Consider the following 13,383-nt stretch of genomic DNA (forward strand, 5'->3'; position numbering starts at 1 on the left):
CCTTCAGAACACCTTCTAACGCATATTATCATGAAGAAGATTATACTATCACTATTTTTTACATCTGCTATCGTAACGGCCCATGCCGATGAAGGTATGTGGATGCTCACCGACCTGCAAAAGCAAAATGAAGTGGCCATGACAGAATTGGGGCTGCTCATTCCCATCAACCAGATTTATAGTCCCGACGGCATCGCCCTGAAAGACGCCGTTGTACACTTCGGTGGCGGCTGCACCGGCGAAGTCATCTCGGCAGAAGGTCTGGTTTTGACCAACCATCACTGCGGCTATGGCGCCATTCAGCAACACAGCAGTGTGGACCACGACTATCTGACAAATGGATTTTGGGCAATGGCACGCAAAGAAGAATTGCCCTGCCGGGGATTGACCGTCACTTATATAGATAAGATACTGGACGTAACAGACTATGTGAACGAGCAGCTCAAAACGGATAAAGACCCGAACGGAACCAATTATCTGTCTCCCAAATATCTCGGCACAGTAGCCAATCGTTTTGCCGAAGCCGAAGGAATTACCCTGACACCGGGCCGCAAGCTGGAACTGAAGGCCTTCTATGGGGGAAACCGGTATTATCTGTTTATAAAAACCACTTACAGTGATATCCGTATGGTAGGCGCTCCTCCTTCCTCCATCGGCAAATTCGGAGCAGACACGGACAACTGGATGTGGCCCCGCCACACGGGTGACTTCTCTCTGTTCCGCATCTATGCGGATAAAAATGGGAACCCTGCAGAATACAGCGAGGACAACGTTCCCCTGAAAGTAAAGAAACATCTCACCATCAGCCTCAGCGGATACAAGGAAGGCGACTTCACATTTATCATGGGCTTTCCCGGACGTAATTGGCGGTATATGACCTCTGACGAGGTGGAAGAACGGATGCAGACTACCAACTTCATGCGCCACCATGTGCGTGATGTCCGTCAGAAGGCCTTGATGGAACAAATGCTGAAAAACGATGCCATACGCATCCACTATGCAAGCAAATATGCATCTTCGGCCAACTACTGGAAAAATGCCATCGGCATGAACGAGGGATTGGTACGCCTGAAAGTATTAGACACCAAGCGCACACAGCAAGAACAACTTCTTGCCCGCGGACGCGCAACCGGTGATGACTGTTACCAGAAGGCATTCGACCGGATACGAAATATCGTACAACATCGTCGTCCGGCACTCTACCATCAGCAAGCCATTCAGGAGGCCTTGGTAACAGGGCTCGACTTCATGCGAATCCCCAATACCACCGAACTGGTTTCAGCCTTGAAGAGCAAAGACAAGGCACGCATCAAGGCGGCAACAGACAGCCTCCGAAGTGCCGCCGACAATTATTTCTCCTCTGTTCCTTTTCCTGAAGTAGAATGCATGGTGGGCAAAAAAATGCTGCAAACATACATGCAGTATATTCCCGCAGAACAGCGCATCGGCATCTTCCGGATCATCGACCAGCGATTCAAAGGAGACAGCGATGCCTTTATCGATGCCTGTTTCAAGTATTCCATATTCGGAAGCAAGGAAAACTTCTCCAAATTCATACGCAAACCCAATCTATACAAAATCAGCAGTGACTGGATGGTGCTGTTCAAATATTCCATTACCGACGGACTGCTGCAGACAGCCATCTCCATGATGGATGCCAACAAAGAGTATGACACTGCCCATAAAGTATGGGTGAAAGGAATGATGGACATGAAGCTATCCGACGGACAGCCCATTTACCCGGATGCCAACTCCACTCTGCGCCTGACCTATGGAAAGGTACTCCCCTACTCGCCTGCCGATGGCGTGGAATACGGTTATTACACCACTTTGAAAGGTGTAATGGAGAAAGAAGCCCCGGATAACTGGGAATTCGTTGTCCCTGCCAAACTGAAAGAACTATATAAAGCCAAAGACTTCGGACCTTATGCCATGCCTGACGGAGAAATGCCGGTCTGCTTTATCGTTAATACAGACAACACCGGCGGTAATTCCGGAAGCCCCGTATTCAATGCCAAAGGAGAGCTGATAGGAACCGGCTTTGACCGCAACTACGAAGGTCTGACAGGTGACATCGCCTTCCGCCCGTCTTCGCAACGTGCCGCCTGCGTGGACATTCGCTATACTTTGTTTATCATCGACAAGTATGCAGGGGCTTCACATATCATTAAAGAGCTTACGATTAAATGAAGAATTTGTATATGAGGCCGCACTATGATCCCTTTCAGGCACATCGCTAAATTCTCATTTACCGAACAAAAAGCTTCCCCGTGTTGTTATATCGTATAAACTATAAAGAAGAAAATTATGGAAAAGTTTGAAGAATTGATACAATCAGAAAAGCCCGTATTAGTCGATTTCTTTGCTACTTGGTGTGGTCCCTGTAAAGCCATGCACCCTGTATTGGAAGAACTTAAAAGCGAAATAGGCGATAGCGCACGTATTGCAAAAATAGATGTTGACCAGCATGAAGAACTGGCCGCAAGCTATCGCATACAAACCGTACCCACTTTCATCCTGTTTAAAAAAGGTGAAGCCATATGGAGACATTCGGGTGTAATCAGCAGAAAAGAATTAAAATCCGTTATTGAGCAAAACTCTTAATTGAAAGAAATGAAGAAAATAATAACCACATTCATCCTTATTTTTGCAAGTGTACTGACCTATGCCTGCACAGACGGAGCACAGCAAAAGGAGCAGATGAAAGGAGAAAAAACTCAAAATGAAGGGAAAGTAATCGTTATGAATAAAGACATATTCATCAAAGATATATTCGATTATGAGAAATCCCAGGAGTGGAAATACAAAGGAGACAAACCCGCCATCATTGATTTATACGCCGATTGGTGTGGTCCCTGCCGTATGACTGCTCCCATAATGAAAGACTTGGCTAAGGAATATGCCGATAAAATCACTATATACAAAGTCAATGTCGATAAAGAAAAAGAGTTGGCCGCCTTGTTCAATGCAACGAGCATCCCTCTTTTTGTATTCGTGCCGATGAAAGGAGAGCCTCAGCTTTTTCGTGGAGCTGCCGACAAGGCAACTTACAAGAAAATGATTGACGAGTTTTTACTGAAATCAGAATAGTTGTTCATAATAGAAAGAAAAAACTCCTGACTACCCCATTGAAAGGTGAGTCAGGAGTTTTTTTTTGTGTCCTATTCACTCAAAGCACAATAGGCATCTCTTTCCATTCTCCTCCGTACAATTCCATCACCGATTCATATCCAGCCTTCCTCAAGGCACGCAAGGCTTCGGAACGCCCGTTACTTATCCGTTCCGGATAGTGTGAATCACTGTTCACCTGCACACGGATACCCAAATCGTGCAGGAAGGAGAAATATCGCTCATTGGGATAGAAAGTTCCCAAATCATGATAAGCCTTAGTATTAATCTCTACCTGATAACCACGGCGGGCTATATCCGCAAAATACTCGCACACCAGTTCATCATACCAACGTTCATCAAGCAATCCGGGGCGATAACATGCAGCATTATAATGTATCTTATCCGCATGGCCGACCACGTCAAAACCTCCCAACTCCAACATCCGCATCAATCTGCCGTAATAAAGACGTACGACACGCTCTAAGTCTCCTCCAAAATGCTCATCCACGATCTTCCTGAAAACATCAGCAGCGACATCCACATCCACAACTTGCCCGCAATCATCATACAACAAGTGGACGGACCCGATACGATAGTCCAATGGTAATTCTCTGAACCGGTTTATGGAAGGATTGCTATCCTCACCCAGATAGTCTATTTCCAGACCGATGTACAATTCTATACGGCCGGCATACTTCGCTTTCAACCGTTGAAACTCTGATAAATAGTCATCCATGCAATCCCATTCCATGGTCCATGCCGTAGAAAAAGGCAAAGGGGCATGCGATGAAAAGCCATAGGAAGTAAATCCTTCACTCAATGCAAAACGAATGAAGTCTTCCATACATGCACGGCCGTCACAAAAGAGGCTATGGCTATGGTAATTCGTTAAATTTCCCGTTCTCGGCATCTCTATATAGTTGTTTACTTCAAACATCAGTCCTACTCTATCTCACTCAGTTCAAGCCAGCGCATTGTTTTTTCGTCTATCAAGTCTGTCAGTTCCGGCAATCTTTTCGATTTTTCAGTCAACTCGTCCACAGACAGAGCAGCACTGCACAAAGCATCTTCAATAGCTTTCTTTTCTGTTTCCAAATCGGCAATCTCCTGCTCCAATAGCTCGAATTCTCTTTTCTCCTTAAAAGACATCCGGCGTTTTTCATTCAGTCGTACTTTAACCGTCTTGTCCTCCTGAAGCTTGGCCGCTTCCTTCTCCTTCTCCTGATGTGCTTTCATCTCTTTCCAGCCACGGTACTGTGTATAGTTGCCGGGGAAATCGCGAATATCGCCCTGTCCGTTGAATACCAGCAAATGATCTACCACCTTGTCCATAAAATATCGGTCGTGGCTTACTACAATCACACAGCCCTTGAAATTCTGCAAATACTCCTCCAGAACATTCAAAGTTACAATATCCAAATCATTGGTAGGCTCATCCAGAACAAGAAAATTAGGATTACGCATCAAAACAGTGCACAAGTACAGACGGCGACGCTCACCGCCACTCAACTTATATACATAGCTATGCTGCGTCTCAGGAGTAAAAAGGAAATGCTGAAGGAATTGAGAGGCAGTCAGCCTTTTGCCATTGCCAAGCTCAATGACCTCGGCGATGTCCTGCACGACATCAATCACTTTCATCTGCTCATCAAACAGCAAGCCGTCTTGCGAATAGTAACCGAAACGAACCGTTTCACCAATCTCCAGTGTGCCACTGTCTGCCTGCTCCTGCCCCATCAGAATTTTAATGAAGGTGGATTTGCCAGTACCATTATTCCCTACGATACCCATCTTTTCATATCGGGCAAAGATATAGGAAAAGTCATCCAATATCTTCAAATCACCAAAAGATTTGTACAAGTGGTCTGCCTCGAATATCTTACTGCCGATATAGGACGCTTTGACATCCAGTTTTACATTATCATTATTGAAATACTGCTTGGCAACCTTTTCCAATTCATAGAAAGCATCTTCCCTATACCGCGCTTTATGTCCACGGGCCTGCGGCATACGACGCATCCACTCCAGTTCTGTACGATAGAGGTTGTTGGCACGCTCTATTTCCACAGTCTTAGCCTCGACACGTTCCTGACGTTTCTCCAGATAATAGCTATAGTTACCTTTATACTGATAAATCTGCCGGTTATCAATTTCTATTATTTCAGAGCAGACACGATCCAGAAAATAACGGTCATGCGTCACCATGAGAAGACTCAGATTGTTCCGGCGCAGGTATTCCTCCAGCCATTCAGTCATGTCAAGATCGAGATGATTGGTAGGTTCGTCCAATATCAGCAGATCAGGCTCCGTAATAAGTGTGTTGGCCAGAGCCACACGTTTCAATTGCCCGCCCGAAAGTAGTTTCACCTGCTGATCAAAATCTCGGATTTTAAGCTGAGAGAGAATCTGCTTGGCTTTCTGCTCATATTCCCAAGCTCTTTCATGATCCATGCGAACCAGAATTTCATCCAATCCCGGATGCCCTTCGGTTTCCATACAACGCTCATATTCCTTGATTAGTTCCACGGTGCTATTACCATGATGGAAACAAGCCTCAAGCACTGTCAAATCTTCGGGATAACGGGGATCTTGCTCCAGATACCCCACACGTAGATCACGGCGGAATGAGATAGTGCCACTCTCATAGCTCTCCTTACCAGAAAGAATATTAAGCAAAGTGGTCTTGCCACTACCGTTCTTTGCTATCAGACCTATACGCTGCCCCTCAGACAAGCCAAAAGATATGTTCGCAAACAAAACCAGATCACCGAATGACTTGGTCAGGTTTTCTACCTGAAGAATCGAATTTACTGCTGCCAATGTAATTGATAATTGATGGTTGATAATTTAGAATAAGGCATTATAGGTCTCTACCAGATTCACTTTCCCGCCTGCCTTCACTTTGCTCCAAACCAATTTCATAGGATCTATCCTTTCACCCGTAGATGTATTCAGCAATATTGGAACTTCCCGATTTCCATCAACCAGAGTTCTCCACTCCATGCCATCCACCTCATTGGTCAGAATCACGCAAAGCGTAATGCCTAAAGCCAGCCATGCATCCTTTTTTTTAGGTCCTATTTCTCCCTTATCCACAATCTGCTGCATCTTGACCACATCTTCTTCGGAGCCTTGAAAGTCTTTCTTCAAAGATTCTTTCACAATGGAATCCACCCATTCATACGCCTCGTTTATCTGACAGATTTCGGACAAGCGAACCGGAATGATTTCCGCCGGATATTTCACTCCCTCCCTGCGTATCTCCAATGAGGCTATTATTTCCTCCGCTTCTGTAACCGGTTCTCCCCGGCTGACAGTAAACGAGCATTCAAAAGCGATCTCATCAAGACCCGTTATCCAAAGATGAGAAGTATAATATGTACCTTCCTCCTCGAACATCTCTTTACTGTACGCACACTCCAGCTCCCCTATTTTGACACGCACGGCCGAGGGATTCTCTTTCAACTCCTGTTGTATGGAGTCCCTGCCGTATGCAGGGCTTCCTTTGTAAGCCGAAATACGGAAATTACCCGTCCACTTCGCAGGATTATAAAAGAGGAAAGATCCCTCTCCATCTTCAAATTCGCTCCAATCTGCCGGATAAATCATGGAAAACCATGCTCCCGGAGAAATAAATTTCTTGCCTTGTTTCATATTCAATAAACTATTCCTCGCAAAAGTAACATTACCGTTGCTGATATGCAAACAAACGAAACAAAAACAGCCGATTCTCACGAACCGGCTGTTCCAATCATCATCTATGAATGAAGACCGTTAAAGTCTTCAATTTCTTGTTTTATCCTTAAAATAAGAATGAAATATATTAAATTCCTCATTCCGTATGCAAAGATAGTCAATGAAATAAACACAATCCTAAGTTTTTAAGATATTTAAATCAACATTCCATAAACAAAAAGACTGTACAAACAAAAAGCAATGATCACCCACTGCTGCAATTATTTCCCTATCGGCTGTATTTTCCGCCTCACTTCCTTGGATATTTCAAGAAACATATAATTCAACTTTCCGGAATGAATGCCTTCTTCATGCTGATTATATTTCTTATTGGCATATTCCTTGGATTTATCAAAGGCTATACGCGAGATTTGGTTTTGTGATTTTCCCACTATGGTAGAATCCAACTGCTCGTCGGGAAAAAAATCATCCAGATCCACATCCCCTATCATGGTAGTCTCAAGGAAATTTTTACTTTTATGGTTCGAATCCGTATAATATCCCACAAACATATGCCCGGGAATACGCACTAAAATGGGCTCGATATTGATGGCACGAAGCAGAGAGGCGAACAGCACGCTGCCATCCACACAATTGATTTGCGAAGACTCGAGCGCGTCATCAAACGTACGGACACGCTGCGAAAAGACTACGTTGCTGGAAAGGCTGGTATTGGACACTGAACTATAACGGAAATTACGCTTCTGCAACACATTCCATAACGCATAGACCTGCTTGTCCACAGCTTCGGGCTTGCCGGCCTGATAACCTAAAAAACGGTTGACGATACGGGTATTCAGCGCCTCACGCAGCAACTGATCTATCATGGGATTCTCTTCATTGACATAAGCGGCAAAGAAAATACCGGTATCGTGAAACTTTGTTCCGTTCGTTACATATCCCAATAAACATTCATTCAGACTGCGGACCGAGAAAGTACGGACGGCTTGTCCCAGGTTCTTTCCATTCATATCAACCGCTATCGCCACACTGACAGGTTCAGCCTGATTATTATTTTTCAAAGCCTCGTAATTCCAGATTATATCAGGATAGATGGTATATTCCGTTCTTGGTTTAGCCAGTACAAACTCTGATACAGAACGGGAAAAAAACGGAGTTCCCGCCACTTCTATCCGAATACGGCTGTAAGCTTTTCCCGAACGGATACGGATGGAGATACATGATTTAGGATTGCCCACATACATAGAATCCGCAGGAATAATGACCTGTGCATCTGTAGTAGCCACCGAAAGAATGCTGGATGGGAATATATTTCCTCCCAACTCGTCCGTGATCTCAAAGCTGGAACGAAAAGAAGCCGTGTTCAGCCATAAGGAACCCGCCACGACCAAAAGTAACGCAGCTACCACCATCGGTAAACGCCATTTCCTAAGAGAGCTTTTATTTATATGCACAAGTTCTTTCATCTCATTTCATTTTTAGCATTGCAAAGATAATACTTTATACAGACGCTGTCAAAACTACAAAACATTAATTTATTGTTCACCGACATGATTTGTAACCTAAATGTAACACTTGTTTCATTGTGTCGTAACAAATTCGGCGCATCTTTGTCGCGGAAAAGAAATAAAGTTTAACTTTGTGACGAAAGATCCAATTATCCCTGTCACATATAATATAATAATGCAATGAACGATTACCGGATTTTAGTAGTGGACGATGAAGAGGACTTATGCGAGATTCTAAAGTTTAACCTTGAGAATGAAGGCTATGAAGTGGAAACGGCCAATTCTGCAGAAGAAGCCTTGAAAATGGATATCGGTAACTATGATTTATTGTTGCTGGATATCATGATGGGAGAAATATCAGGATTCAAGATGGCAAGCATGCTGAAAAAAGACAAAAAAACAGCTAAAGTACCCATTATCTTCATCACTGCCAAAGACACAGAAAACGATACCGTAACAGGTTTCAATTTGGGAGCAGACGACTATATATCCAAACCTTTTTCCCTAAGGGAAGTAGCTGCACGTGTCAAAGCCGTGCTACGCCGCACTCAACAAGCAGAGGCGGAACAAATACCGGAACAAATCATATATCAGTCACTGGTACTGGATATCATAAAGAAAAAAGTAAGCATTGACGGCGAGGAAGCCCCGCTAACTAAAAAGGAATTTGAAATCCTGCTACTGCTTTTGCAGAATAAAGGACGGGTTTTTTCCCGCGAGGATATACTAAGCCGCATTTGGAGTGACGAAGTATATGTATTGGATAGGACCATAGATGTAAACATCACCCGGTTGCGCAAGAAAATTGGAATTTACGGAAAATGCATTGTAACTCGCTTAGGATATGGATACTGCTTTGAAGCCGAATAGAGAAAGGCATTTTTTATCATTCAGCCGGAAGTTGTTTCTTTCAGTCATCTCCCTGTTCCTTGTATTCGCCGCGTGCTTCATAGCTTATCAATATCAGCGTGAAAAGGAATACAAGGTGGAACTGCTGGACATACAGCTTCAAGACTACAATAACCGTTTGAATCAGAAACTACAAGAGATGCCGGACAGCCTGTGGAATACCATACTTGACAAGTACATTGCCAAGTATGTAAATAAAGACCTCCGCATCACCGTAGTAGATTTACAGGGAAATGTATTGTTCGACAGTTACCGGAAAGACAATCAGGAATTGGACAACCACCTCAAACGGCCGGAAGTACAGGCAGCACTGAAAGAAGGCAAAGGATATGACGTACGCCGCACTTCAGAAACCACAGGTATTCCCTATTTCTATTCTGCCACTGTTTACGACGGTTACATCATCCGTTCCGCTTTGCCATATGATGTAAATTTAATGAAGAATCTGGCTGCCGACCCACACTATATCTGGTTCACAGCCATTGTCTCCTTATTGTTGATATTCATCTTCTATAAGTTCACATCCAAGCTTGGCACTGCCATTAACCAATTGCGCGAGTTTGCTAAACGGGCGGACAGAAATGAGCCGATAGAAATGGACATGCAATCCGCTTTTCCTCACAATGAACTGGGAGAGATTTCCCAGCATATCATACAAATATACAAACGTCTGCGTGAAACCAAAGAGGCGCTGTACATAGAGCGTGAGAAACTGATCACTCACTTACAGACCTCCCACGAGGGATTAGGAGTCTTCACCAAAGACAAAAAGGAGATATTAGTGAACAATCTGTTCACTCAATACAGCAATCTGATCTCAGACTCCAATCTGCAAACCACCGAAGAGATATTCTCAATCTGCGAATTCCAGAAAATTACAGATTTCATCAGCAAAGCCCAGCAGCGCCCTGCCGGCAAAGAAGAAAAAAGGATGTCTATCAGTATCAACAAAAATGGACGCATCTTCATCGTGGAATGCATCATTTTCCAAGACCTGAGTTTTGAAATCTCCATCAACGACATCACACAAGAGGAAGAGCAGATACGCCTGAAACGACAACTGACACAGAACATCGCCCATGAACTGAAAACTCCCGTGAGCAGTATTCAAGGCTATTTGGAAACTATCGTCAGCAATGAGAATATCCCGCATGATAAAATGATGGTTTTTCTTGAACGCTGCTATGCTCAAAGCAATCGCCTGAGCCGACTGTTGCGTGACATTTCCGTATTGACCCGCATGGATGAAGCGGCCAATATGATTGATATGGAAAAAGTAGATATCAGTATGCTGGTAGCCAACATTATAAATGAAGTTTCTTTGGAACTGGAAGAAAAGCAGATAACCGTGATCAATTCTCTGCAACCTAAGATACAGTTACGGGGCAACTATTCCCTTCTCTACTCCATTTTCCGCAACCTGATGGACAATGCCATTGCATATGCAGGAACAGATATACATATCAATATCAGTTGCTTCCGCGAGGATGAGAACTTCTACTATTTCAGCTTTGCAGATACAGGAGTAGGAGTTTCACCTGAACATCTTAACCGTTTATTCGAACGTTTCTACCGGGTAGATAAAGGAAGATCACGCAAATTGGGAGGAACCGGACTGGGACTGGCCATCGTAAAGAATTCCGTCATTATACATGGTGGAACCATATCGGCAAAAAACAATCAAGGCGGAGGACTGGAGTTTGTGTTTACATTGGCAAAAGAGAGATAGCCAAAATTCCCATCTACAAAATTGTTTTCTCAAAAAACTTTCTTACCTTTGCGATGCATTGGTTTGCCGTTCTTGTTCAAAATCGGCAATTAAAAGGGAATCAGGTGTAAATCCTGAACAGTCCCGCTGCTGTAAGTTTCATTCATCGTTGCAGGCATTATCTCAATGCCACTGGATAATTTCTTCCGGGAAGGCGTCTGCAACGGAAACGAGTCAGAAGACCTGCCATGCACACACTATCATTGCTTTCGAGGAAAAAGCGTTGAGTCTAATGAAGCCGGACAAACCGTCCACGTCATTTCATTCATCAAAACTGATTCAGAGAAAGTAAAAGGTAAATAAACTCTGCCAAGTTTATTTGAATGATGTCCGGCCGAAGTGATTTCGTCCGGACATTCTGTGTACAGTCTGAAGACCATCTCACCTATGAGGCAGAATGGGCGTGATTGAAAAATCTATGAGGAAACACTTCCTATTGGTCTAATGCTCAATCAACCTGCCAAGTCAAAACAAAATCAGGACGGATCAGATAATGAATGATAAAATGGCGTTGCTGCTCCGTCTTGTATTCTTGAGCCCGAAACATTCCTTGCCGTTGCACAGTAAATGGCTCAATATACAGATGCCTCCGAAAATCTACCTCGGCCGTATCCATACATTTAAACATCACTTCTTTCGCAGACCAATGCAACAGCAAGCTCCAAGTGTCATCTCCATGATAAGGGACTGGGGCTTCATCTTCACGCATATATTTATGCGCAACCTTATGCACGCGCTGTCCATACTGTTCAATATCTACTCCAACAGGACGTTTACCGAGAATAACTGCTACATATCCTTTTGTATGCGAAATGCTGATATAATAAGCCCCATCATTCAGATAAGGTTTTCCGGAGGAGTAATAACAGATTTCTTTTTTCTCTTTTAGCAAATGATACAACAGTACGCGTACCGACAACCATTCCAATTGCCGGTGTGGAGAGGTAAAGCGCTTCACTGCCTGTTCTCCAAGAGATGAGTCGGATAACAGCTCGCATAAATCCGGAAGCGCCTCTTCCATCTTCCATACTCCTAACAAACAGGAGTCATCCTTATGACATAGAAAAAGAGCCATTTATAGTAAATTTCACCTTCAGAATACGGCGGTTATCCATTTCAAGAACTTCAAATTCGTAACAATCATATGATACCTTTTCGTGGAGAACAGGGAATTCACCCTTCAGTTCCAGCAGAAGTCCCGCCAACGTATCGGCATCCCCGGCCACTTCATCGAAAGTTTCTTCATTTATCTTAGTAATCTTATAAAAGTCAGTCAACTGAGTCTTAGCCTCGAATACCCACGTATGATCATTGAGTGTAGCATAAGTGCGCTCTTCGTCATCATATTCATCATGAATCTCACCTACTATTTCTTCAATAATATCTTCCATAGTCACAATGCCCGATGTACCTCCAAATTCATCCACCACAATAGCTATATGGATTTTATTTGCCTGAAAATCACGAAGCAGGTCATCAATCATCTTTGTTTCGGGTACAAAATATGCCGGACGGATCAGAGATTGCCAGCGGAAATTATCACCCTTATTCAAATGCGGCAACAAGTCTTTGATATAAAGCACCCCCTTAATATTGTCACGTGTATCTGCATAAACCGGAATACGTGAATATGCATTTTCCACAATACACTTCAATACCTCTTTATATGAAGTACGGATGTCCAGATCAACCACATCCAAACGAGAAGTCATAACCTCTTTAGCGGTTTCTCCTCCAAAACGTATGATTCCTTCCAATATATTATTTTCCTCAGAAAGTTCGGCTTTATCAGTCAACTCCAAAGCGTGTGAAAGCTCATCTACCGAAATATTATGATTCTTGCGGACTACATGCTTATTTAGAAAAGAAGTGGAATGAACCAGCATAGATGCCAATGGGTAGAAAACGGAACGAAACATCGTGATGCCCGGTGCAGCAAAACGACAAAACACCAAAGTCTTCTGAGCTGAGTAAATCTTCGGCATTATTTCACCAAAAAGCAATAACAAAAAGGTCAAAACGACAGTCAATATAACAAACTCCGCAATTTGAGAATGAAACTGGAAAACATTCATGAAAAAAAAGTTGCAAAGCATGATAATGGTGACATTTACGAAATTATTCGTAATCAAAATTGTAGCCAGCAAGCGTTCTGTATCTTCCAACAGATTACTGATCTTCTCATCCGATGGATGTCTTCTCTCCGAAATTGTATTCAAGTCAGATGGAGAAAGCGAAAAGAAAGCTATTTCGGAAGCTGATGCGAAGCCGGAAACCAGCAAGAGCAAACCCGCCAATACAATGGCAACGAGAGCTGAAATTGAAGGAGCATGTACGGATATACCGTTAAAAATATCTGCCAACTGGCATAAATAAGCGTCTGGGTCCAAA

At 43.5% G+C, this 13,383-nt stretch carries 11 protein-coding genes and 1 riboswitch; of the genes, 5 read left to right on the forward strand and 6 right to left on the reverse strand.

The features are described 5' to 3' along the window. The first annotated feature begins 30 nt into the window (after nt 1-30). The 3 genes from BACHE_RS14480 (at nt 31) to BACHE_RS14490 (ending at nt 3,090) form a co-directional block, all read left to right on the forward strand. Entirely contained in the window at nt 31-2,190 is a 2,160-nt protein-coding gene (locus BACHE_RS14480; RefSeq protein ID WP_013548458.1) for a S46 family peptidase, read from the forward strand. 117 nt (nt 2,191-2,307) lie between these two features. Then, nucleotides 2,308-2,604, forward strand: a complete 297-nt coding sequence (trxA, locus tag BACHE_RS14485) for a thioredoxin (protein WP_013548459.1) — start codon at nt 2,308-2,310, stop codon at nt 2,602-2,604. 9 nt (nt 2,605-2,613) lie between these two features. Continuing rightward, on the forward strand, nt 2,614-3,090 hold the full coding sequence (locus tag BACHE_RS14490; protein ID WP_013548460.1) for a thioredoxin family protein: 477 nt from the start codon (nt 2,614-2,616) through the stop codon (nt 3,088-3,090). Nucleotides 3,091-3,169: 79 nt separating this feature from the next. On the opposite strand, the gene BACHE_RS14495 is transcribed toward BACHE_RS14490, so the two are convergent. The 4 genes from BACHE_RS14495 to BACHE_RS14510 form a co-directional block, all read right to left on the reverse strand. Beyond that, the gene (locus tag BACHE_RS14495) at nt 3,170-4,021 is read right to left on the reverse strand and encodes a histidinol-phosphatase (protein ID WP_013548461.1); all 852 of its coding nucleotides are present in this window, start codon (nt 4,019-4,021) and stop codon (nt 3,170-3,172) included. Nucleotides 4,022-4,053: 32 nt separating this feature from the next. Beyond that, a complete protein-coding gene (locus tag BACHE_RS14500; protein ID WP_013548462.1) occupies nt 4,054-5,931 on the reverse strand; it encodes an ABC-F family ATP-binding cassette domain-containing protein in 1,878 nt (625 codons plus the stop codon). A gap of 27 nt (nt 5,932-5,958) precedes the next feature. Then, nucleotides 5,959-6,765: a DUF3805 domain-containing protein gene (locus BACHE_RS14505; RefSeq protein ID WP_013548463.1), complete on the reverse strand. Its 807-nt coding sequence runs from the start codon at nt 6,763-6,765 to the stop codon at nt 5,959-5,961. Nucleotides 6,766-7,067: 302 nt separating this feature from the next. Next, a complete protein-coding gene (locus BACHE_RS14510; protein ID WP_245530947.1) occupies nt 7,068-8,219 on the reverse strand; it encodes a hypothetical protein in 1,152 nt (383 codons plus the stop codon). 276 nt (nt 8,220-8,495) lie between these two features. On the opposite strand from BACHE_RS14510, the gene phoB reads away from it, so the two are divergent. Both phoB and phoR read left to right on the forward strand, forming a co-directional pair. After that, nucleotides 8,496-9,185 carry a two-component system response regulator PhoB gene (gene phoB, locus BACHE_RS14515; RefSeq protein ID WP_013548465.1) on the forward strand — a complete coding sequence of 230 codons (690 nt, stop codon included), beginning with the start codon at nt 8,496-8,498 and terminating at the stop codon, nt 9,183-9,185. Next, nucleotides 9,160-10,953: a two-component system sensor histidine kinase PhoR gene (phoR, locus tag BACHE_RS14520; RefSeq protein ID WP_013548466.1), complete on the forward strand. Its 1,794-nt coding sequence runs from the start codon at nt 9,160-9,162 to the stop codon at nt 10,951-10,953. The genes phoB and phoR overlap by 26 nt, the downstream gene beginning before the upstream one ends. A 42-nt stretch (nt 10,954-10,995) precedes the next feature. Next, nucleotides 10,996-11,197: riboswitch (cobalamin riboswitch) on the forward strand. Nucleotides 11,198-11,440: 243 nt separating this feature from the next. On the opposite strand, the gene BACHE_RS14525 is transcribed toward phoR, so the two are convergent. Continuing rightward, nucleotides 11,441-12,067 carry a 4'-phosphopantetheinyl transferase family protein gene (locus tag BACHE_RS14525; protein ID WP_041579460.1) on the reverse strand — a complete coding sequence of 209 codons (627 nt, stop codon included), beginning with the start codon at nt 12,065-12,067 and terminating at the stop codon, nt 11,441-11,443. Beyond that, complete coding sequence (gene gldE, locus BACHE_RS14530) at nt 12,045-13,382, reverse strand: gliding motility-associated protein GldE (protein ID WP_013548468.1); 1,338 nt, start codon at nt 13,380-13,382, stop codon at nt 12,045-12,047. The genes BACHE_RS14525 and gldE overlap by 23 nt, the downstream gene beginning before the upstream one ends. Between the last annotated feature and the right edge of the window lies 1 nt (nt 13,383).

Source organism: Bacteroides helcogenes P 36-108, from assembly GCF_000186225.1.
GTDB lineage: Bacteria > Bacteroidota > Bacteroidia > Bacteroidales > Bacteroidaceae > Bacteroides > Bacteroides helcogenes.